The organism is Cereibacter johrii (assembly GCF_001720585.1).
Taxonomy (GTDB): Bacteria; Pseudomonadota; Alphaproteobacteria; order Rhodobacterales; family Rhodobacteraceae; genus Cereibacter_A; species Cereibacter_A johrii.
The window spans coordinates 1-20,453 of the sequence record NZ_MABH01000072.1 but is presented as its reverse complement, the minus strand read 5'-3'; the positions used below and the strand labels follow the sequence as shown (position 1 = coordinate 20,453).

Sequence of the window (20,453 nt, the reverse complement as noted above, 5' to 3'; positions counted from 1 at the left end):
CTGCGTCCTGCGGAAGAACCGCCCCTCGAACGCCCAAGCACGGAAAGGATCCCGGCCCCGCATGATCGAACAGAACCTGCTCCTGATCCTCGTGACGCTGCCGTTTCTCGGAGCGCTCGTTGCGGCCAGCCTGCCCGTGAACGCGCATAATGCGGCGGCGGCGGTCTCGGGGCTCGTTCTGGCGGGAGGGCTGGCGATCCTCGCGGCGCTCCATCCCGCCATCGCCGAGGGGCAGGTGCTGCGGGCCGGCCTCGACTGGGTGCCGTCGCTGGGGCTGGGGCTCGACATCCGCCTCGACGGGTTTTCCTGGCTGTTCGTGACCCTTGTCGCCGCCATCGGCGGGCTCGTGGTGATCTACGCCCGCTACTACCTGTCGAAGTCCGATCCGGTGCCGCGGTTCTATTCCTTCCTCATGGCCTTCACCGGCGCCATGATGGGGATGCTCCTGTCGGGCAACATCCTCCTGCTCGTGGTCTTCTGGGAGCTGACCTCGATCCTGTCGTTCCTTCTGGTCGGCTACTGGCACCAGACGCCCGCGGCGCGCGACGGGGCGCGGACGGCGCTCGTGGTGACGGCGGCCGGCGGGCTCTGCCTGCTGGCGGCGATGCTGCTGCTGGGCCGGATCGCGGGCAGCTACGATCTCGACCGGGTTCTGGCCTCGGGAGACCTCATCCGCGCCCATGGAGCCTATCCGCTGGTGCTGGGCCTGTTCCTGCTGGGCGCCTTCACCAAGTCGGCGCAGGTCCCCTTCCATTTCTGGCTGCCGGGCGCGATGGCCGCGCCCACGCCGGTCTCGGCCTACCTCCATTCGGCCACCATGGTGAAGGCGGGGGTCTTCCTGCTCGTCCGCTTCACCCCGGCGCTGGGCGGCACCGAACTGTGGTTCTATGCCGTGACCGGCATCGGCATGCTCACGCTGATCGTGGGGTCGATCGTCGCGCTGTTCCGGCACGACCTGAAGGGGCTTCTGGCCTATTCCACCATCAGCCATCTGGGCCTCATCACCGCGCTCGCGGGCATCGGCAGCTCGGGCGCGATCCTCGCGGCCATCTTCCACATCGCCAACCATGCGGTCTTCAAGGCCTCGCTCTTCATGGCCGCGGGCATCATCGACCACGAGAGCGGCACGCGCGACATGCGCCGGCTGAGCGGCCTCATGCGGCTGATGCCGGTGACGGGCACGCTCGCCATCGTGGCGGCCGCCGCCATGGCCGGGGGGCCGCTCCTGAACGGGTTCCTGTCCAAGGAGATGTTCTTCGCCGAGGCGGTGGACTGGCACAACGGCACCTGGCTCGACGACATGCTGCCCTATCTCGCGACCTTCGCGAGCGTCTTCTCGGTGGCCTATTCGCTGCGCTTCATCGCGACGGTCTTCTTCGGCCCGCCGCCCGTGGACCTGCCCAAGGTGCCGCACGAGCCGCAGCCCTGGATGCGCCGCCCGGTCGAGCTTCTGGTCGCGGTCTGCCTCGTGGTGGGGATCCTGCCGGGCCTCACCCTCGGGCCCACGCTGAACCTCGCGGCGCGGTCGGTGATGGGGCCGGACACGCCCTACACGTCGATCGCGATCTGGCACGGGATCAACGCGCCGCTCGTCATGAGCATGGTGGCGCTGGCCTTGGGCATCCTGCTCTATGCGCTTCTCGGCAGCCGGATCGCGGCGGGGCCCGAGGGGCCGCCCCTCCTGCACCGCATCCGCGCGCAGAAGGTCTACGAACGGCTGCTCTTGCGCCTGAGCTGGACCTGGCCGCGCAGGATCTACCGGATCGTGGGCACCGAGCGGCTGCAGCCGCAGCTGCGGCTGATGGTGCTTCTGGCGCTCGGCGCTGCGACCGCCGTCATGTGGGGCCATCTGGCGCCGGTCGAGCGGGCGCGGGCCACGCCGGTCAGCGTGAGCTTCGCGCTCATGTGGGCGGTGGGCGTGGCCTGTGCCGTGGGCGCGGCCTGGCAGGCGAAATATCACCGCTTCGCGGCGCTCGTGCTGCTCGGCGGCGCGGGGCTCGTGACCTGCCTCACCTTCGTCTGGTTCTCGGCCCCCGATCTGGCCGTCACCCAGCTTCTGGTCGAGATCGTGACCACGGCGCTTCTGCTTCTGGGCCTGCGCTGGCTGCCCAAGCGGCGCGAGGAGATCGCGGCCGACAAGCTGCTGCCCGCGCGGCTGCGCCGCGGGCGCGACTTCATCATCGCGGGCGTCTCGGGCGCGGGACTCGCGGCGCTGGCCTATGTGGTGATGACCCGGCCGCTCATCCCCAACATCGGCGACTGGTTCCTGCGCAACGCCTATCACGAGGGCGGCGGCACCAATGTGGTGAACGTGATCCTCGTCGATTTCCGGGCCTTCGACACGTTCGGCGAGATCACCGTGCTCGCGGTGGTGGGGCTCACGGTCTATGCGCTGCTGCGCCGCTTCCGCCCCGCCTCCGAGAGCGCCTCGATCCCCGACGAGCAGCGCGGCGAGGAGGCCGAGGCGCTGCAGGATTACATGTTCGTGCCCTCGGTCATCATGCAATGGATGTTCCCGGCGCTGATCGTGATGTCGGCCTATCTCTTCTTCCGCGGCCATGACCTGCCGGGCGGCGGCTTCTCGGCCGGGGTCACGCTCGCCATCGCCTTCCTGCTCCAGTATCTCGCGACGAATGTCCGCTGGATCGAGATGCGCCTGACGGTGCTGCCGATCCGCTGGATGGGGGCGGGGCTCCTCGTCGCGGGCGGGACCGGCATGGGCGCCTGGCTGTTCGGCTATCCGTTCCTGACGGCCCATGCCCGCTATGTCGAGCTGCCGCTGGTGGGCAAGGTGCCGGCCGCCACCGCGCTCCTCTTCGATCTCGGCGTCTATGCGCTGGTGATGGGGGCCACCGTCCTCATGCTCATCGCCATCGCGCACCAGACGCTGCGCTCGGCCCGATTGCGCGAGCAGGACGCCGAGGAGAAAGAGACAGAGCGGAAGGAGACGCCCTGATGGAAATCGTCCTGTCGCTCGCCATCGGCATCCTCGCCGCGTCGGGGATCTGGCTCCTCCTGCGGCCGCGCACCTTCCAGGTGATCGTCGGGCTCTGCCTCCTGTCCTATTCGGTCAATCTCTTCATCTTCGCGATGGGCCGGCTCACGCTGGCCCAGCCGCCGATCATGCCCAAGGGCGGCTTCATCGATCCCGCGCTCTATGCCGATCCGCTGCCGCAGGCGCTGGTGCTGACGGCCATCGTCATCAGCTTCGCCACCACCGCGCTCTTTCTCGTGGTGATGATGGCCTCGCGCGGGGTGACGGGCACCGACCATGTCGACGGAAAGGAGAGCGAGGAATGAGCGCGCACCATCTCATCGTCGCCCCGATCCTCATTCCGTTCGTCGCGGGGGCGCTGATGCTGCTCTACGACGACCGGCAGCGGAAGGCGAAGGTCGCGATCTCGGTCGGATCGACGGTGGCGCTTCTTCTGGTCGCGGCAGAGCTTCTGGTGGGGTCGAAGGGCAATGCGGCCTCGGGCGGCAACGACATCGGCTTCTATCTGCTCGGAGACTGGGCGGTGCCCTTCGGCATCGCGCTGGTGATCGACCGGCTCTCGGCGCTGATGCTGCTTCTGACGGCGCTGCTGGCTATTCCCACGGTGCTCTATGCCTCGGCGGGCTGGCACCGGCAGGGCAAGCACTTCCATTCGCTGTTCCAGTTCCTGCTGATGGGGCTGAACGGGGCCTTCCTCACCGGCGATCTCTTCAACCTCTTCGTCTTCTTCGAGGTGCTGCTCGCGGCTTCCTACGGGCTCCTCCTGCACGGGTCGGGGCAGCTGCGCATCCGGGCGGGGCTGCATTACATCGCGATCAACCTCGCGGCCTCGCTGCTGTTCCTGATCGGGGTCAGCCTGATCTACGGCGTGACCGGCACGCTCAACATGGCGCATCTGGCGCGGATCGTGCCGACGCTGGCCGAGGCCGACCTGCCGATCCTGCATACCGGCGCGGCGCTTCTCGGGATCGCCTTTCTCGTGAAGGCGGGGATCTGGCCGCTCTCCTTCTGGCTGCCCACGGCCTACATGGCGGGCGCGGCGCCCGTTGCGGCCATGTTCGCCATCATGACCAAGGTGGGCGTCTATGTCATCCTGCGGGTCTCGATGCTGCTCTTCGGCCCGGCGGCCGCCGCCTCCGCGGGCTTCGGATCGGGCGTGCTGATCGCGGGCGGCATGGCCACCGTCGCCTTCGGCCTTCTGGGCGTGCTGGCCTCGCAGGGACTCGGACGGATGACGGCCAATATGGTGCTGATCTCGTCGGGCACCGTGCTCGGGGTCGTGGGCTTCGCGCTCGCGGGCGGCGGTCCGGAGATGCTGGGCGGCGCGCTCTATTATCTCGTCAGCTCGACCCTCGCCACCGGCGCGCTCTTCCTGCTCATCGAGCCGATGAGCCGCGAGGAGGGGGGCATCGCCGCCATGCTGGCCCTGACCGCCGACGCCTACGGGCTCGATGAGGCCGAGGAGGACGAGCCCGAGGTGGGTCTCGCCATCCCGGGCACGCTGACCGTGCTGGGGCTGAGCTTCGGCGCCTGTGTCCTCGCGCTGGCGGGCCTGCCGCCGCTGTCGGGCTTCATCGGCAAGATCGCGATGCTGGCCCCCCTCCTGGCCGCGCCGGGCTTCGATCCGCTGCTCGGCTGGGCCTTCCTGTCGCTCCTGTTCCTTGCGGGGTTCGCCACGCTGATCGGCCTCGTGCGGATCGGCATCCAGACCTTCTGGGCCACCGACGGCTCGGTGCCGAAGGTGCTCGCGCTCGAGATCGCGCCGGTGCTGGGGCTGATCGCGCTCCTCGTTACGCTGACCGTCCGGGCCGAGGATACGCTGCGCTACATGCAGGCCACCGCGCGTGCGCTGCACGAGCCCGCCATCTATGCGGACGGCGTCTTCGCCGCCCCGCGCGTCACCGAGGGGAGCGCCGCCCCATGAGCCGTCTCGTGCCCTATCCGCTCCTGTCGCTGTCGCTTCTTCTGATGTGGCTCCTGCTCACGCGCTTCTCGCTGGGCCACCTGATCCTCGGCAGCGGCATCGCGCTGATCGCGGGGAAGGCGATGGCCGCGCTTCAGCCCGCGCAACCGCAGATCCGGCGCTGGGGGTCGGTCTTCCGCCTCGTGGGGATCGTGAGCCTCGACATCGTCCGCTCGAATGCGGCGGTGGCGCTCCTCATCCTGAACGGCGGCCGCCACGGCGCGCGCCGGTCGGACTTCCTGCAGATCCCGCTCACGCTGCGCTCGCAGCCCGCGCTCGCGCTGCTCGCGATCATCCTGACGGCGACGCCCGGCACCGCCTGGCTCGAGCACGATGCCGAGACGGGGGTGCTTCTCATCCATGTCTTCGACATGGTCGACGAGGAGGAATGGATCCGGCTGATCCGCGACCGCTACGAGGCCCTGCTGCTGGAGATCTTCGAATGAGTGCCACGATCCTTTCGGCCGCCCTGACCTATGCGCAGTTCGCGCTGGCCCTTGCCGGCTGTCTCGCCTGCTGGCGCCTGCTGCGCGGGCCGCGCGCGCAGGACAGGGTGCTGGCGCTCGACACGCTCTATGTGACCGCGATGCTCCTGTTCGTGGTGGCGGGAATGCGGCTCGGGACGACCTTCTTCTTCGAAGTGTCGCTGGTGATCGGCGTGCTGGGCTTCGTGGCGACCGTCTCGCTCGCGAAGTTCCTCATCCGGGGAGAGATCATCGAATGACGCATCTCGAGACGGTCCCGCTCTGGCTTGCCCTTCCGATCGCGCTGTTTCTCGTCCTCGGCAGCACGCTGACGCTGCTCGGCACGGTCGGACTCGTGCAGCTGCGCAGCTTCTACGATCGGCTCCACGCGCCCACCCTCGGCACGAGCTGGGGCGCCGCCGGGATCATCCTGGCCGCGATCCTGCTCTTCAGCTGGATGCAGGGGCGCCCGGTGCTGCACGAGCTGGTGATCGGCGCCTTCGTGATGATCACCACGCCGGTGACGCTGATGATGCTGGGCCGCGCGGCGCTGCACCGCGACCGGGCGGAGGGCCGCGGCGGCGTGCCCGCGGCCGTGCCGCACCCCGACCCGAGCGAGGGTCCGCCGGACGTGGGCGCGCTCTCCCCCGAGGATCTGGAGAGCACGAGGCCACCGAAAGCGCCTCCGATGGCGATTCGTTAAGGCTTTTCCGCCTGAAATCGGTCTGGATCGCCAGGGCGGCCGGTCGCGGGGCTTGCGCCGCGCGGACGCGTGATCGGTCCCGGTCATGCCTCTCTTTCGGAGGGGTCCGGCCGTCTTGTTGATGCGGCGCCCCGACCGCAGGGCGGAAGCGCCTCCGCCAGATCGTCCCATCCATACCGGTGGAGCGCTCGACCTGAAGGGCCCTTTGAGCGCATCTCGGATGCAGGTTCATTACGAGGATAGAGGCCCATCATGACGATCAAGCTCAAGCTCGCCGCGACGTTCCTTGCGGTCTTTCTTCTCTCCGGCATCGCCGGCACGGTGGCGGTGCGGGATTTCAACCACATCGACGCGCAGCTCGCCGAAATGATGGAGAGCCAGGTTCAGAACACGATCAGGGTTCAGGAGCTGAACTCCGCGCAGCTTCGGCTGAAGGCTGCGATCCGCGAGCATCTCATCACCCGCGAGGAAGAGGCCATGCGCCGGCTCGAGGACGAGATGGCCGAGGCGCGGGCGCAGCAGAAGGCCGCCATGGAGGCGCTCGAGGCGGCGACCCTGAGCCCCGAGAACCGCGCCCTGCTCGACGAATACACGGCGCTCCGAAAGGGCATCTCCGAGATCAACAACAAGGCGATCGAATTCTCGAAGAAGAACGATCTGGAGGGCGCGTCGAACCTCCTGCTCGACCGCGACTATCTGGCGACCCAGAAGAAGCGCGAGGAACTGGCCGCCGCCTTCGTCGCCCGGCAGCTTGAGACGCTTGCAGCGGCCGAGCGGGAGGTCCAGAGCTACATGGCGCAGGCGAAGAAAATGCTGATCGGCCTGCTGGCGCTTGCGGGCGTGGTGGGGATTGCGGCTGCCGTCTGGATCACCATGAACATCGCCAGCGGCCTGCGCCGGGCGCTCGATCTGTCGAAGCGCGTGGCGGCCGGCGACCTGAGCGCCCAGGCGGATGCCCACGGCCGCGACGAGATTTCCGATCTTCTCAAGTCGAACAACCTCATGGTGGAAAAGCTGCGCGAGGTGGTGGGCGGCGTCTCGACGGTGGCCCGTCAGGTCTCCACGGGCAGCGGCGAGATGGCGGCCACGTCGGAGCAGCTGAGCCAGGGTGCGACCGAGCAGGCCTCGGCCACGGAAGAAGCCTCGGCCTCGGTCGAGCAGATGGCCGCGAACATCAAGCAGGCCGCCGACAATGCGATGCAGACCGAACGCATCGCCTCGAAGGCGGCAGAAGACGCGCGCGCCTCGGGGGCTGCCGTGGAAGAGGCGGTGGGCGCCATGCGGTCGATCGCCGACAAGATCCTGATGGTGCAGGAGATCGCGCGCCAGACGGACCTTCTGGCCCTCAATGCGGCCGTCGAGGCGGCGCGGGCGGGCGAGCATGGGCGGGGCTTCGCCGTCGTGGCCTCCGAAGTGCGCAAGCTCGCCGAACGCAGCCAGGCCGCGGCAGCCGAGATCTCGCAGCTTTCGGCGGGCACCGTCCGGGCGGCGACCGGCGCAGGCGAGATGCTGAGCCAGCTCGTGCCCGACATCGAGCACACGTCGCGGCTCGTGACCGACATCTCGGTGGCCTCGCGGGAACTGGCGGCCGGGGCGCAGCAGGTGGCGACGGCGATCCAGCAGCTCGACAAGGTGACCCAGCAGAACAGCTCGGCCTCCCAGCAGCTGGCCGGCGGCGCCAACGAACTGTCGGGTCAGGCGGAGCAGCTCGAGGCGACCGTGTCCTTCTTCCGCCTCGCCGACGCCGCCCCGGCCCCTGCGGCGCCGCAGCTCCGCATCGTCGAGGGCGGGCGGAAGACCCCTGCCGCTGCGGTGGCTCCGAGCCCCTCGAAGGTCACGCCGGGCGGCTTCAGCTTCAGCCTCGACGGGTCGGACGACGATCTCGACCGGGCCTTCCAGCGTCAGGGCCGCTGATCCCGCGACCGGCCGTCCCCTGCGGGGCGGCCGGTCAGCCCTTCTCCACCGGCACCGGCGTCGGGGCCGCCTGACCCTCCGTCTCGCCCAGAGGCGGCCATTCCATTCCATGACGGGCCATGTAGGGGGCGAAATAGTCCCGGAAGGCCTGGAAACTGTCGGCGAGCTTCAGGAACTCCTCGCGGTCCATCACCAGCACCTTCGTGTCTTCGGCCGCGCGCACGCTGGTGTGCCGCCGCGTGGCCCCGAGGATCAGCCGCTCGCCGAAATGGCCGCCCGGCCCGATGGTGCGGATCTGCGGCAGGCCGGTTTCGGGGTCGGTCCGCGTCATCTCCACCGCGCCGGTGACCACGGTATAGAATCCGTCCGAGCGGTTGCCCGCCTCATAGATCACGTCGCCCGCGCGGTAGCGGACATAGCGGGTGGGCGGCACGCTGCGCGTGTGCAGCTGCACGACACTGCGCGGGCTGATCCCGTCCATGAACCAGTTCAGAAGCACGAAGATCCGTGTGGTGAGGCCGGGCAGGAAGGCCAGATAGTAGAAGCGCCACAGGAGCCAGGCCGGAAAGCCCTTCAGCTCGAGGCCGAAGACCTGCGCCACGCCCTTGCGCGCGCCCAGCGAGGCGAGGGCCCCCTTCGAGCGATAGTCGAACGGCTGCGGCGTGCCGCCCATGATGGTGGAGGCGATGTTCTCGGCCAGTTGCTCGGCCTCTCGCACGGCGAACTGCGCGGTGGGCGGCGCATAGTCGCGCGGCCCCTGCGGCGCGTCCTTCAGCGCGATCAGCGCGCAGTCCCCCAGCGCCCAGACGTCGCGGCGCCCCTTCACCGCCAGCGTGCGGTCGACCGAGATCCGCCCCCGCTCGGACGGCAGCCCCATCCGGCGGACGACGGGCGAGGGGGCATTGCCGATGGTGGCCACGATGGTGCGCGTGTCGATGACCTCGCCCGTGGTGGTCACGAGCTGCGTCCCCGTCGCGCTTGCCACGCCGGTGCCGAGCTTGACCTCGATCCCGCGCTCGCTCAGCGTCCGCGTCGCATAATCGGCCAGGCCCCGAGACATCTCGCCCAGGATCCGGTCGGCGAACTCCACGACGATCATCCGCACCTCGGACGGGTCGATGTCGGGATAGAACTTCAGCGAGCGGTCGATCAGATCCTTCATCTCGCCCGCGGTCTCGATCCCCGAGAAGCCGCCGCCCACCACGCAGAAGGTCAGGGCGCCGCGCTTGACCTCGGGCAGGCGGGTGATCTGCGCATGTTCGAGCTGGCCGATCACATGGGCGCGCAGCCGCCGCGCATCCTCGAGCGTGCGCATGGTGAGCGCATGTTCCTCGAGCCCCGGCATCTTCGACAGATCGGCCGCCTGTCCGAGCGCGATCACCAGATGATCGTAGCCGATCTCGGTCGGGCGGCGCTGGACGCCCTGAAAGACCGTCACCAGACGGCGCTCGAAGTCGACGCTGTCGACGGTGGCCTTGCGCACGAAGACGTCGCGCAGCAGGAAGCGCAGCGGCGAGACCGCATGGGCGGGCGTGATCGAGCCCGCGCCCACTTCGGGCAAAAGGGGCTGGAAGACGAAATAGTTCTCGGCATTGACGAGCTCGATCTCGGCGGCACTGCCGAGCCGGCGCTTGAGGGCGCGGGCGGCATACATGCCCCCGAAGCCCCCGCCCAAGACCACGATCCGTGACGTCACGACGATTCTCCCGGTTGCGAGCCCCAGCATAGCCCTCAGGTCCTTGCGCGCCAGTAACTGCGCCTCCCGAAGCGGCGGAGGCGAGGGTCCATGCCGTCGCAGCCCCGCCCGGGCGCGTCCTCTGGCATGGCTCTTGCCGCAGATCGCGCCCGGAGCGGAAAAGGGAGGCAGTCCGGTCCCGCCGCCCCGCCGCGGGCCGCGGCAAAATGTCCGTGCCGCGGCGCGGCACCGGGGACCTGCCTCCGCCGTTGGACGGGTATAATCCCCCCGGGACATCCGACGAAAGGCTGTCCCCCGCTTGTTGACGAGGTGCCGCGATGCCGAGTGAAGGCCTGTCCGGTCTGCCGATGCAGACCCCGCGATCCGCCGAAGGGAGGCGTGCCGGGGCGCGCCCCGACGCACCGGCAACCGCGCCGCATCCGACGGTGCCGCAGCCCCCCGACCACTGGCTGACCGAGGCCGAGGTGCCGCCTGCGCTCCGCGTGGCCGAGGCGCTCGTGGCCTATCTCGCGCAGGGGCTGGCGCGCTACCGGGCGCTGGTGACGCTCGCTTCCACCGCGCCACAGGTCCCGCCGTCCGACCGGATGCTCATCACCATCGCCCCCGCAGGCCCGCGCGAGCTGCGCCTCGTGCTGTTCCTGCCGGGGCAGGATTCGCTCCGGCTCGACCTGATCGATCTCGGCATCTACCGGCTGCTCGGCTCGGGCCTGCCGATGGAGGGCGGGGGGCTGCGGCTGATCCCGATTCCGGCCTTCTCGCGCCTGCAGGCCGAGGGTGCGGTGCTGCGCAAGGATGTGGTCTACCGCATCGCCCCCCTCGACGCGCTGCCCGACGACAACGAGGCGATGGGCGGCTGACCTTCCGCTGCTTTCATTCTGGCCCAAATATCCCGCGGGGGTGCGGGGGCGCGAAGCCCCCGCTCTTCCGCTTCCATCCCCGACCGGCCCTTCAGCCTCGCGCGGCCCGGGCCGCTTCCTGCAGGGCCAGGAAGGCCGCATAGCGGCGGTCGTGCAGCGTCGCGATGGCGCCCCCGGCGGGCTCGTAGCGCTCGGCCGTGCGCGACATGCGCTGCATGGCGGCCGTCATGTCGGGCTCGTGCCCGGCCGCCACCGCGCCGAGGATGGCCGAGCCCAGCAGCACGGGCTCCGCCACGGCGCTCGCCAGCACGGGCCTGCCCGTCGCATCGGCCAGCAACTGGCGCACCATGTCGAGCTGGCCCGCACCGCCCGAGATCGCGATCCGCTCGACCGGCGCGCCCGCGCGCTCCTGCGCCTCGAGGATCTGGCGCAGCCCGTAGGCGATGCCGCAGATCCCCGCCACATAGAGCGAAACGAGGCTCTGCAGGTCGCGCTCCATCCCGAGGCCCGCGATCACCGCCCTTGCATGGGGGTCGGCGAAGGGCGCGCGGTTGCCGAGGAATTCGGGCACCACATGCAGCCCCTCGGCGCGGCCCGCCACCTGCGAGAGGTCCGCGAGCCCCTCGGTGGCCAGCCGGGCGAGATGGACGGGCAGCGCCTCGCCCATAGCTTCCGCGGCGCGCGCGGCCTCGGCCGCGGCGGGGTGGAAGGACAGAAGCTGCTCGATCGCCGCCCCCGCGGCCGACTGGCCGCCCTCGTTCAGCCACATGCCGGGCACCATGGCCGAGCGGTAGGGGCCCCAGACGCCCGGCACGAAGACGGGCTCGCGCGTGGTGGTCATGGTGCAGGAGGAGGTGCCGAACACATAGGCCAGATCGCGCTCGGGCGTGCCCTCGGCCCCCACGGTGCCGATGCCGCCGGCATGGGCATCGATCAGCCCCGCGCCCACCGGCGTGCCGGGGCAGAGGCCGAGCTCCGCCGCCGCCTCGGCCGTCAGCCCCCGGCCCAGCGGCGTGCCGGGCTCCACCACCCGGGCGCCGATCCGCGCGAAGCCCTCGTCGGCCAGCATCCCGAGCCCCACCTGCCGGAAATAGCCCGCATCCCAGCGGCTCTCATGCGCGAGATAGGTCCATTTGCAGGTGACGGTGCAGGTCGAGCGCGCCAGATCGCCCGTCGCCCGCCAGCCGAGAAAATCCGCCAGGTCGAAGAACTGCCAGGCGCGGGCGAAGATTTCGGGCCGGTTCTCGGCCAGCCACAGAAGCTTCGGCGTCTCCATCTCGGGCGAGATGCGGCCGCCCACATAGCGCAGCACCTCGTGGCCCTGCGCATTGATCCGCTCGGCCTGCGCCACGGCGCGGTGATCCATCCAGACGATGATGTTGCGCTCGGGATCCTCGGAGGGCCCGACGGGCAGGGGCGCGCCGCCCTCGCCCACCACGACGAGCGAGCAGGTGGCATCGAACCCCACGCCGCCCACCGCCTCGGGCGGCAGCCCCGCCTCGGCCAGAGCCGCGCGGGTGGCGCGGCAGACCGCCTGCCAGATGTCGCGGCTCGACTGTTCGACCATGGCGCCCGGCGCGCGCCAGATGGCGATGTCGCATTTGGCCGAGGCGAGCATCCGGCCCGCGCGGTCGAAGAGGCCCGCGCGCGCACTGCCGGTGCCGACGTCGATGCCGAGAAGCACGTCACCGGCGCCGGGCGCGGGACGGGAGGGATCCTGGGTCATGGAGGGGCCTTTCGCGGGAGGCGCGCCGGGGCCGGACGGCGCCCCGCCGAAGGGGGCCGCCCGGAGGCGCGGGTCAGATGTCGACGCTGTGCGGCAGGATCACGAGGTCGCGGATCACGACGCCCTTCGGGCGCGAGAGCATGAAGAGCACGGCCTCGGCCACTTCCTTCGGCTGCATGAGCGAGCCGTTGGCCAGCGCCTCCTCCATCTTGGCCTTGGGCCAGTCGTCGAGAAGCGCCGTCACCACGGGCCCGGGCAGCACCGCGCCCACGCGCACGCCATGCGGCGCGACTTGCCGGCGGGTGGAATGGACGAAGGCCTGCACCGCGAATTTCGAGGCGGTGTAGATCGGCTCCCAGACCACCGGCACCACGCCCGCGACCGAGCTCGTGAAGAGGATGTCGCCGCTCTTCCGCTCGATCATGTAGGGCAGGACGGCATGGACCGAGCGGAAGGCCGCGTTGATGTTGAGGTTCAGCATCCGGTCCCAGGCGTCGGGATCGCCCTCGGCCACCTGCCCGCCGATATAGGCGCCCGCATTGGCGTGGAAGATGTCGAGCGAGCCCGCCAGCTCGAGGATGCGCGGCAGCATCCCCGAGACCTGCGGCCCGTCGAGCAGATCGACGACGAGCGGCAGGGCGCGCGGCCCGATCTCGGCGCAGAGCGCCTTGAGCCGGTCCTCGGCGCGGTCGATCAGCACCACCGTGGCGCCCTCTGCCACGAGGGTGCGCGCGCATTCCAGCCCGATCCCCGAGGCCGCGCCGGTGATGGCGGCCACCTTTCCTTGCATGAGCTCTGCCATGATGGGTCCTTTCTAGGCGCGTCCGTGGCTGACCCGGCTCTGGCGGGCGAGCGAGTCCACGATGACGGCGATGGCCAGCACGCCGCCGGTGATCATGTAGCGGAGCGACGAGCTGAGGTTGAGAAGCGTGAGGCCGTTCGAGATCGCCTGGATGACGAGGATCCCGAGCAGGGCGGAATAGGCGCTGCCCCGGCCGCCGAAGAGGCTGGTGCCGCCGATCACGGCCGCGGCGATGGCATTGAGGTTCACGTCGCCGGTGCCGGCCTGCTGGCTCGAGGAGGCGAGCCGGGCCGAGGCGAGGATGCCGCCGAGCGCCGCCAGCGTCGAGCAGAGCATGAAGGCCGAGACATTGACCCTGCGCACATCGATGCCCGAGCGGCGCGCGGCCTCGGCATTGCCGCCCACGGCGAACATCGAGCGGCCCCATTGGGTGCGCGTCAGCCCGTAGTTCATCGCCAGCACGAGCGCCACGAACAGGCCGAACATCCACGGGATGCCGCGGCCGAGGTTCAGGTAATAGGCTGCGAAGAGAAGCGCCGCGGTCAGGACGAGCGCCTTGACGAGAAGGACGCTGAGGCCCGGCGAGGAGAGGTTCGCCGCTCGCCGCCGCGCCATGGTGCGCAGCCCCGTATAGACGAGGACGGCCCCCGGCAGCAGCGCCAGCAGATAGGAGAGCCAGTCCGGCATGACATAGATCTGCCCGAACCGCACCAGCACCGAGGCATAGGGCAGGTTGATCGAGCCGGTGGGCCCGAGGATGTAGAGCTGCAGCCCCAGCAGCGCGAGAAGGCCCGCGAGGGTCGAGACGAAGCTGGGCATCCCGAACCGGTTCAGGAGCACGCCGTAGAGCAGCCCCACCAGCGCCCCAAAGCCGAGCGCCGCCGCGATGGCCGCGGGCAGCGGCCAGCCCATGTTGACCCAGAGCACCCCGATCATCGCCGAGGCGAGGCCGCTCATCGAGCCCACGGAGAGGTCGATCTGGCCCAGCATCAGCACGCAGACGATGCCGAGCGAGATGAAGCCCACCGTGGCCGCATCGAAGAGCAGGTTCACGAGGTTGTTCGGCGCGAGGAACACCGGGTTCAGCGTCGAGAAGACGGTCGAGATCACCACGAGCCCCACGAGCACCGGCAGCATGCCGAGATCGCCCGAGCGTACGCGGTCGAAGAAGGCGCGCGCGGCGCCGAGAAGCCCCTCGTCGTGGCGCAGGCGGCTGTCGCCGCGGTCGAGCGCCTCGGGTTTCGGATCCATGGTCACTCCTGGGCCTCCTGCTGCTTGCGGGCCTGACGGCGCGAGACGGAGTTTTCGGTCGCGCCGGTGATGGCGGCGACAAGCTCGTGGTTCGACGTGTCGGCCGGGAAGGTGCCGTTGTTGCGCCCGAGCCGGAGGACGACGATCCGGTCGGCCACGGCGCGCACATCCTCCATGTTGTGGCTGATGATGATGACGCCGAGCCCGCGGTCGCGGACGCGCTCGATCAGGTTCAGCACCTCGGCCGTCTGCGCCACGCCGAGCGCGGCCGTGGGCTCGTCGAGCATGATGATCTTGGGATCGAGCAGCAGCGAGCGCGCGATGGCCACGGTCTGGCGCTGTCCGCCCGAGAGCGAGGCGATGGGCTCGCGCACCGAGGGGATGCGGGCCGCCAGCTCGCGCAGGAGCGTCCAGGCGCGGACCTCCATCCCCACCTCGTCGAGCCGCCAGGGCGACAGCTCGTGGCCGAGGAAGAGGTTCGCCACCACGTCGAGGTTCTCGCAGAGCGCGAGATCCTGAAACACGGTCGCGATCCCGAGGTCGAGCGCCTTGCTCGGACTGTCGAGCGTGACGGGCTTGCCCATGAATTCGATGGTGCCCGAGGTCGGCTGATGGACCCCCGCCAGCACCTTGACCAGCGTGGACTTGCCCGCGCCGTTGTCGCCCACCAGCGCCACCACTTCGCCCGGATGGATGTCGAGCTCGATGTCGGCGAGCGCCGAGACGGCGCCGAACTGCTTCGAGACGCCGCGCAGCCGCAGGATGGGCTGGCCGCGCTCCTCGGCGGAGATCAGGGTCATCGCGATCTGCCTTTCTGGAAGAGGGGCGCCCGTCCGCCGGGGACAGGCGCCCGGGAGCTCACTGGATGCCGAGCTTGGCGCAGCCTTCGGCATATTCGCCGGTGCAGACTTCCGCCGCGGTCTGGATGCCCTTGTCGAAGATCTCGGCCTTGATGTTCTCGGCCGTCACCACCGCAGGCACGAAGAGCTCGGCCGGCGTGTCGTAGAGCGTGGTCTTGGCCTCGGGGGTCTCGCCCTTGAGGAAGGTCACGGCCACCTTCGCCGCGGCCTCGGCCACGATCTCGGAGGGTTTCGAGATGGTGTTATACTGGTCGCCCGAGATGATGAGCTGCAGCGCCGCGATGGTGGCGTCGTTGCCGGTGACCGGCGGAACCGGATCCACGCCCGCCGCCTTGAAGGCCGCGATGGCGCCGCCGCCGGTGCCGTCGTTGGCCGCGACCACGCCCTTGATCTCGTCGCCGAAGCGGGTGATCTGGCCCGCGGCCCATTCCTGCGCCTTCGGCGGAGCCCAGTCCGGCGTGTCGAACTCGGCCAGCGTCTTGTAGCCCGAAGCGTCGAGCGCCGCGTCGATCCCGTCGCGAATGAGGCCCGCGGCCGCATCGGTGGGCGAGCCGTTGATCTGCAGGACGCCCGCGCCGTCCGGCACGCCCGTGGCCTTCAGATGATCGACGAGCGACTGGGCGATGGCCTGACCGATGCCCTTGTTGTCGAAGGAGACGTAGTAATCCGCGGGCGTGGCGGGGATCGGCCGGTCATAGGCGATCACCTTCACATCCTGCGAATGGGCGATCTCGACCATCGAGGCGGCGGCGGCCGAATCGACCGGATCGAGCACCACGATCTTCGCGCCCTGCGCGATGACCGAGTTGAACTGCTGCTGCTGGAGCGCCACGTCGCCGTTGGCGTTCTGGTAGATCACCGTGCAGTCGGGGCAGAGCTCGCCCATCGACTTCTGGAAGCCGGGGAAGTCGTGCTCCTCGTAGCGGGTGGATGCCTGGTCGGGCATCAGGAAGGCCACGGTGGCGGCCTCCTGGGCGGAAGCGGCGGCGCCGAAAAGGCCGGCCACGAGGCCCGAGGCCGCAGCCAGGGCGAAGGTTCTGCTGGTCATGTCTCTCCTCCACATGTCAGGCGCCTCCGGGCCGACCGGGATGGAGACAGCACCGCGCCCGCCGTCGCGGGTCGCGGGGCGGCTGGGCCGCAGATCCTCTCCTCCCTCCGCCGCCGGACGGACTGGCGCTATCGATTGCGCAACCGTGCTCAATCGATGTAGCATGATTGTTACGAGGCACGGGCGATGTCAAGATGCTCTCTGGGGGAGGGGCCGACGTGGGCGAGAAGGGCAAGCCGGAACCGGGATCGCGGAATGCGGCCCGCCGCACAACGATTTACGATCTGGCGGCGCTGGCCGAGGCCTCGGCCAGTGCGGTCTCGGCGGTGCTGAACGGGACGTGGAAGAAGCGGCGGATCAGCGAGCGGCTGGCCGAGCGCATCCTGCGAGTCGCCGAGGAGCAGGGCTATTCGGTCAATCTGCAGGCCAGCGTCCTGCGGCGCGAGAAGTCGAACATCGTGGGCATGATCATGCCGAAATACGACAACCGCTATTTCGGCGCCATCGCCGAGCGGTTCGAGGCGCGGGCGCGGGCGCAGGGGCTGTTTCCGGTCATCACCTGCACCCAGCGCGACCCCGAGCTGGAGTTCGAGGCCGCGCGCGAGATGATCTCCTATCAGGTGGAATGCCTGATCGCGACGGGGGCCACCGACCCCGACCGGATCAGCGACTTCTGCGCCGCGGCCGGGGTGCAGGCGATCAATCTCGACCTGCCGGGCGGACGGGCGCCCTCGGTCGTGTCCGACAATTTCGGCGGCGCCCGCGATCTCGCGCATCTGCTTCTCGAGCGCGCCCCGCACGAGCCGCTGCTCTTCATCGGCGGGCGTCCGTCGGATCACAACACGGCCGAGCGGATCCGGGGCTTCCGCGCCGCCCACGCCGACCGCGGCATCCCGCTTCCCGAGAGCGCGATCCTCGCCTGCGGCTATGCGGCCGAGAAGGCCGAGGCCGCGCTCGAGGCGCGGGCGGGCGCTCTGCCGCGCGGCCTCTTCGTCAATTCCACCATCACGCTCGAAGGGGTGGTCCGCTGGCTCCGCCGCCAGTCGCCGCCGGCGCCGGTCGAGATCGGCACCTTCGACTGGGACCCGTTCGCGGCGCTGCTGCCCGATTGCGTGGGCATGGTCGAGCAGGATGTGGCGGGGATGCTGGAGGAGGTCTTCCGCCTGATCGGCCATGCGCCGGAGGCGGGGCTGCGGATCGAGGTGCCGACGATCCTGCGCCGCCACCTCTGACCGCCGGCGGTCCTTACGCCGGACGCCTCGCCGCGGCAGCGGCAGAGGTTGTCTAGGGGCCTCAGCCGCGCCGGCTCTCCATCACCGTCTTCAGGACGAGGATCACCAGCGCCAGAAGCGTGAGGGTGGTGGCCGCGGCGAAGGCGCCCGCCACGTTCAGATCGTTGAAGAGGAGGTCGATCTGCAGCGGCAGCGTGTTGGTCTGGCCGCGCACGTTGCCCGAGACGACCGACACCCCGCCATATTCGCCCACCGCCCGCGCGGTGCAGAGGATCGCGCCGTAAAGGAGCGCCCAGCGGATGTTCGGCAGCGTCACCCGGCGGAACACCTGCCAGCCCGACGCGCCGAGGGTCAGCGCCGCCTGCTCCTGCTCGGAGCCCTGCGCCTGCATCAGCGGCAGCACCTCGCGCACGACGAAGGGCGAGGTCACGAAGAGCGTGACCAGCACGATGCCGGGCAGCGCGAAGAGGATCTGGATGTCGTGCGACAGAAGCGTGGGGCCCAGAAGGCCCTGCCGGCCGTAGAGCAGCAGATAGCAGATGCCCGCGATGATGGGCGAGATCGAGAAGGGGATCTCGATCAGCGTGAGCAGCGTCTTGCGCCCGACGAAGCGGAAGCGCGCGATGGCCCAGGCGGCGGCGATGCCGAAAGCCACGTTCACCGGCACCACGATGACCGCCACCAGCGTGGTGAGCCCGATCGCATGGAGCGTGTCGGGCGCGAGAATGTTCTCGGCAAAGAGGCGCCAGCCCTCGGCGAAGGCGCGGTGGAAGATGAAGGCCATCGGCACCACGACCATGAGCAGGGTCATAAGCAGCGCGGCCCCGATCAGCAGGCGCGGCCCGAGCCGGCTTGCCCGCGGGGCGAGTGCGCCCGGGGCGGTGAGGGGGGCCGTGCTCATGCCTGTTTCCCCTTGTAGCGCAGGGCCCGCGCCTGCAGCAGGTTCGAGGCCCCGAGCAGCACCAGCGCGATGGCCAATAGCGTGAGCGCGATCACCGCCGCGCCGTTGTAGTCATATTCCTCGAGCCGGATCACCGCGAGGAGCGAAGCGATCTCGGTCTTCATGGGCAGGTTGCCCGCGATGAAGACGACGGCGCCGAACTCGCCCAGCGACCGGGCGAAGGAGAGGGTGACGCCCACCAGCAGCGCGGGCGCGATGGCGGGCAGGATCACCCGGCGGAAGATGGTGAAGGGATGGGCGCCCAGCGTCACCGCCGCCTGCTCGAACTGCGGGTCGAGATCCTCGAGCACCGGCTGGACGGTGCGGATCACGAAGGGGATCGAGGTGAAGGACATGGCCGCGGCCACGCCCCAGATCGTGTAGACCACCTGGATGCCCATGGGCTCGAGGATCGCGCCGTACCAGCCGCTCGCGGCGAAGAGCGCCGAGAGCGACAGGCCCGCGACCGCGGTCGGCAGCGCGAAGGGAATGTCCACCATCGCGTCGAGGAACCGCTTGCCCGGAAAATCGTAGCGCACCAGCACCCAGGCCATGAGAAGCCCGTAGAGCGTGTTGACCACCGTGGCGATGCCCGCGGCCAGCAGCGTCAGCCGCAGCGCGGCCAGCGTGCGCGGCGCGGTGACGATGGCCCAGAAGCGGGCGGGGCCGATGTCGGCCCCCTTCAGCACCAGCGCCACCACGGGCAGCAGCACGATGACGCCCAGATAGGTCAGCACCATGCCCATGGTCAGGCCGAAGCCGGGCAGGACCCGTTTCGACCGGCGGGCCGGGCCGGGTGCGGTGCGCGCGATCATTGGTTCACGAAGACCGTGTCGAGGATGCCGCCCTCGGCGAAATGCTCGGACTTGATCTTCTCCCAGCCGCCGAAGGTCTTGTCGACATCGACGAGCTTCACCTCGGGGAAGTTCGCGGCGAAGGCGGCCTGTGCCGTCTCGTCATGCACCCGGTAGAAATGTTCGGCGAGGATCTTCTGCCCCTCGGGCGCGTAGAGGAAGTCGAGATAGGCCTTGGAGACTTCGGCCGAGCCGTTGCGCTCGGCATTCTCGGTCACGATGGCGACCGGGAACTCGGAATAGAGCGAGAGCGAGGGCGTGACCCGCACGAGGCCCTGATCGGCATATTGCGCGGCGATACCGCCCGTCTCGGCCTCGAAGGTGATGAGCACGTCGCCGATGCCCTTCTCGGCGAAGGTCACGGTAGCCGCGCGCCCGCCCTGATCGAAGACGGGCACGTTGGCGAAGAGCTGTTTCACGAACTCCTGCGCCTTGGCCTGATCGCCGCCGTTCGCCTCCAGCGCATAGGCATAGGCCGCGAGATAGGTGTAGCGCGCATTGCCGCTGGTCTTGGGGTTCGGGAAGATGACCTCGACTCCCTCCTTCACCAGATCGTCCCAGTCCTCGATCCCCTTGGGATTGTCCTTCCGCACGAGGAAGGCGGGCAGCGAGTAATAGGGCGAGGCCGCGTTCGGGAAGGCCTCGCGCCAGTTTTCGTCCACCATGCCGGCCTCGGCCAGCACGTCGATGTCCGTCACCTGGTTGAAGGTGACCACATCCGCGGGCAGCCCCTCGAGGATGGCGCGCGCCTGCTTGGACGAGCCGCCGTGCGACTGGTCGATGGTGACATCGCGGCCGGTGTCGGCCTTCCATTTCTCGGCGAAGGCGGGGTTGATCGCCTCGAACAGCTCGCGGGCGATGTCGTAGGAGACGTTCAGGATCTTGTCCTGCGCGGCAGCGGGGGCCGCAAGGCCGAGGGCCAGGATCGCGGCGAGGATGGGGCTTTTCACAGGTGGGACTCCTTCAGGATCGGTCTGTCGGCGGAGGGGGCGGCCATGGCCGAGATGCCGCCTCCGAGATGGGTCTGGCCGGGGAAGATCTGGCCGGCCTGCGCCTCGAGCCGGACGGTCTGGCCGGGGGCGAGGCCGGTGGCGGTGCGGCGCGGCACCTCGGCCTCGGCGCGGCAGCCCGCGGGGCCTTCGAGCCCG

18 protein-coding genes and 1 pseudogene are annotated in these 20,453 nt (G+C 69.7%); 9 read left to right on the top strand and 10 right to left on the bottom strand.

Annotated elements, in window-relative coordinates; genetic code table 11:
• Nucleotides 1-61: 61 nt before the first annotated feature.
• The 7 genes from A9O63_RS05335 to A9O63_RS05305 all read left to right on the top strand — a co-directional run bounded on the left by A9O63_RS05335 (nt 62) and on the right by A9O63_RS05305 (nt 8,039).
• Nucleotides 62-2,956, top strand: a complete 2,895-nt coding sequence (locus A9O63_RS05335; RefSeq protein ID WP_069330995.1) for a monovalent cation/H+ antiporter subunit A — start codon at nt 62-64, stop codon at nt 2,954-2,956.
• Nucleotides 2,956-3,300: a Na+/H+ antiporter subunit C gene (locus A9O63_RS05330; protein ID WP_069330994.1), complete on the top strand. Its 345-nt coding sequence runs from the start codon at nt 2,956-2,958 to the stop codon at nt 3,298-3,300. The genes A9O63_RS05335 and A9O63_RS05330 overlap by 1 nt, the downstream gene beginning before the upstream one ends.
• Nucleotides 3,297-4,919, top strand: a complete 1,623-nt coding sequence (locus A9O63_RS05325) for a monovalent cation/H+ antiporter subunit D (RefSeq protein ID WP_069330993.1) — start codon at nt 3,297-3,299, stop codon at nt 4,917-4,919. Before A9O63_RS05330 ends, A9O63_RS05325 begins: the two co-directional genes overlap by 4 nt.
• Entirely contained in the window at nt 4,916-5,404 is a 489-nt protein-coding gene (locus A9O63_RS05320) for a Na+/H+ antiporter subunit E (RefSeq protein ID WP_069330992.1), read from the top strand. Before A9O63_RS05325 ends, A9O63_RS05320 begins: the two co-directional genes overlap by 4 nt.
• On the top strand, nt 5,401-5,682 hold the full coding sequence (locus A9O63_RS05315; RefSeq protein WP_069330991.1) for a K+/H+ antiporter subunit F: 282 nt from the start codon (nt 5,401-5,403) through the stop codon (nt 5,680-5,682). The genes A9O63_RS05320 and A9O63_RS05315 overlap by 4 nt, the downstream gene beginning before the upstream one ends.
• Nucleotides 5,679-6,125, top strand: coding sequence for a monovalent cation/H(+) antiporter subunit G (gene mnhG / locus A9O63_RS05310; protein ID WP_069330990.1), 447 nt, complete (start codon nt 5,679-5,681; stop codon nt 6,123-6,125). Before A9O63_RS05315 ends, mnhG begins: the two co-directional genes overlap by 4 nt.
• A gap of 252 nt (nt 6,126-6,377) precedes the next feature.
• Nucleotides 6,378-8,039, top strand: a complete 1,662-nt coding sequence (locus A9O63_RS05305) for a methyl-accepting chemotaxis protein (protein WP_069330989.1) — start codon at nt 6,378-6,380, stop codon at nt 8,037-8,039.
• 34 nt (nt 8,040-8,073) lie between these two features.
• On the opposite strand, the gene A9O63_RS05300 is transcribed toward A9O63_RS05305, so the two are convergent.
• Nucleotides 8,074-9,765, bottom strand: coding sequence for an FAD-dependent oxidoreductase (locus tag A9O63_RS05300; RefSeq protein ID WP_069330988.1), 1,692 nt, complete (start codon nt 9,763-9,765; stop codon nt 8,074-8,076).
• A 395-nt stretch (nt 9,766-10,160) separates the two neighbouring features.
• Between A9O63_RS05300 and A9O63_RS05295 the strand changes: the two genes are divergently transcribed.
• Nucleotides 10,161-10,592 carry a hypothetical protein gene (locus tag A9O63_RS05295; protein WP_235836930.1) on the top strand — a complete coding sequence of 144 codons (432 nt, stop codon included), beginning with the start codon at nt 10,161-10,163 and terminating at the stop codon, nt 10,590-10,592.
• 91 nt (nt 10,593-10,683) lie between these two features.
• Here the strand turns inward: A9O63_RS05295 and A9O63_RS05290 are convergent, their stop codons facing one another.
• The 5 genes from A9O63_RS05290 to A9O63_RS05270 form a co-directional block, all read right to left on the bottom strand.
• Complete coding sequence (locus A9O63_RS05290; protein ID WP_069330986.1) at nt 10,684-12,318, bottom strand: FGGY-family carbohydrate kinase; 1,635 nt, start codon at nt 12,316-12,318, stop codon at nt 10,684-10,686.
• A 73-nt stretch (nt 12,319-12,391) separates the two neighbouring features.
• A complete protein-coding gene (locus A9O63_RS05285; RefSeq protein WP_009565148.1) occupies nt 12,392-13,120 on the bottom strand; it encodes an SDR family oxidoreductase in 729 nt (242 codons plus the stop codon).
• 12 nt (nt 13,121-13,132) lie between these two features.
• On the bottom strand, nt 13,133-14,371 hold the full coding sequence (locus tag A9O63_RS05280) for a sugar ABC transporter permease (protein ID WP_069330985.1): 1,239 nt from the start codon (nt 14,369-14,371) through the stop codon (nt 13,133-13,135).
• Nucleotides 14,372-14,373: 2 nt separating this feature from the next.
• A complete protein-coding gene (locus A9O63_RS05275; RefSeq protein ID WP_069330984.1) occupies nt 14,374-15,171 on the bottom strand; it encodes an ATP-binding cassette domain-containing protein in 798 nt (265 codons plus the stop codon).
• 58 nt (nt 15,172-15,229) lie between these two features.
• On the bottom strand, nt 15,230-16,279 hold the full coding sequence (locus tag A9O63_RS05270) for an ABC transporter substrate-binding protein (RefSeq protein WP_069330983.1): 1,050 nt from the start codon (nt 16,277-16,279) through the stop codon (nt 15,230-15,232).
• A gap of 218 nt (nt 16,280-16,497) precedes the next feature.
• On the opposite strand from A9O63_RS05270, the gene A9O63_RS05265 reads away from it, so the two are divergent.
• Nucleotides 16,498-17,511, top strand: a complete 1,014-nt coding sequence (locus A9O63_RS05265) for a substrate-binding domain-containing protein (RefSeq protein WP_069330982.1) — start codon at nt 16,498-16,500, stop codon at nt 17,509-17,511.
• A 61-nt stretch (nt 17,512-17,572) separates the two neighbouring features.
• On the opposite strand, the gene cysW is transcribed toward A9O63_RS05265, so the two are convergent.
• The 4 genes and pseudogenes from cysW to A9O63_RS05245 all read right to left on the bottom strand — a co-directional run.
• Nucleotides 17,573-18,412, bottom strand: a complete 840-nt coding sequence (gene cysW, locus A9O63_RS05260) for a sulfate ABC transporter permease subunit CysW (RefSeq protein ID WP_069330981.1) — start codon at nt 18,410-18,412, stop codon at nt 17,573-17,575.
• The gene (gene cysT / locus A9O63_RS05255; RefSeq protein WP_009565155.1) at nt 18,409-19,266 is read right to left on the bottom strand and encodes a sulfate ABC transporter permease subunit CysT; all 858 of its coding nucleotides are present in this window, start codon (nt 19,264-19,266) and stop codon (nt 18,409-18,411) included. The genes cysW and cysT overlap by 4 nt, the downstream gene beginning before the upstream one ends.
• Complete coding sequence (locus A9O63_RS05250) at nt 19,263-20,255, bottom strand: sulfate ABC transporter substrate-binding protein (RefSeq protein WP_069330980.1); 993 nt, start codon at nt 20,253-20,255, stop codon at nt 19,263-19,265. Before A9O63_RS05250 ends, cysT begins: the two co-directional genes overlap by 4 nt.
• Nucleotides 20,252-20,453 (bottom strand): annotated as a pseudogene (locus A9O63_RS05245) (sulfate ABC transporter ATP-binding protein); the annotation flags it as partial. The pseudogene A9O63_RS05245 and the gene A9O63_RS05250, both read right to left, overlap by 4 nt.

Bases quoted from the DNA above. Each gene is read 5' to 3' on its own strand.
- A9O63_RS05335 (WP_069330995.1), top strand. From the start codon at position 62: ATGATCGAACAGAACCTGCTCCTGATCCTCGTGACGCTGCCGTTTCTC.
- A9O63_RS05330 (WP_069330994.1), top strand. From the start codon at position 2,956: ATGGAAATCGTCCTGTCGCTCGCCATCGGCATCCTCGCCGCGTCGGGG.
- A9O63_RS05325 (WP_069330993.1), top strand. From the start codon at position 3,297: ATGAGCGCGCACCATCTCATCGTCGCCCCGATCCTCATTCCGTTCGTC.
- A9O63_RS05320 (WP_069330992.1), top strand. From the start codon at position 4,916: ATGAGCCGTCTCGTGCCCTATCCGCTCCTGTCGCTGTCGCTTCTTCTG.
- A9O63_RS05315 (WP_069330991.1), top strand. From the start codon at position 5,401: ATGAGTGCCACGATCCTTTCGGCCGCCCTGACCTATGCGCAGTTCGCG.
- mnhG (WP_069330990.1), top strand. From the start codon at position 5,679: ATGACGCATCTCGAGACGGTCCCGCTCTGGCTTGCCCTTCCGATCGCG.
- A9O63_RS05305 (WP_069330989.1), top strand. From the start codon at position 6,378: ATGACGATCAAGCTCAAGCTCGCCGCGACGTTCCTTGCGGTCTTTCTT.
- A9O63_RS05300 (WP_069330988.1), bottom strand. From the start codon at position 9,765: ATGCTGGGGCTCGCAACCGGGAGAATCGTCGTGACGTCACGGATCGTG.
- A9O63_RS05290 (WP_069330986.1), bottom strand. From the start codon at position 12,318: ATGACCCAGGATCCCTCCCGTCCCGCGCCCGGCGCCGGTGACGTGCTT.
- A9O63_RS05285 (WP_009565148.1), bottom strand. From the start codon at position 13,120: ATGGCAGAGCTCATGCAAGGAAAGGTGGCCGCCATCACCGGCGCGGCC.
- A9O63_RS05280 (WP_069330985.1), bottom strand. From the start codon at position 14,371: ATGGATCCGAAACCCGAGGCGCTCGACCGCGGCGACAGCCGCCTGCGC.
- A9O63_RS05275 (WP_069330984.1), bottom strand. From the start codon at position 15,171: ATGACCCTGATCTCCGCCGAGGAGCGCGGCCAGCCCATCCTGCGGCTG.
- A9O63_RS05270 (WP_069330983.1), bottom strand. From the start codon at position 16,279: ATGACCAGCAGAACCTTCGCCCTGGCTGCGGCCTCGGGCCTCGTGGCC.
- cysW (WP_069330981.1), bottom strand. From the start codon at position 18,412: ATGAGCACGGCCCCCCTCACCGCCCCGGGCGCACTCGCCCCGCGGGCA.
- cysT (WP_009565155.1), bottom strand. From the start codon at position 19,266: ATGATCGCGCGCACCGCACCCGGCCCGGCCCGCCGGTCGAAACGGGTC.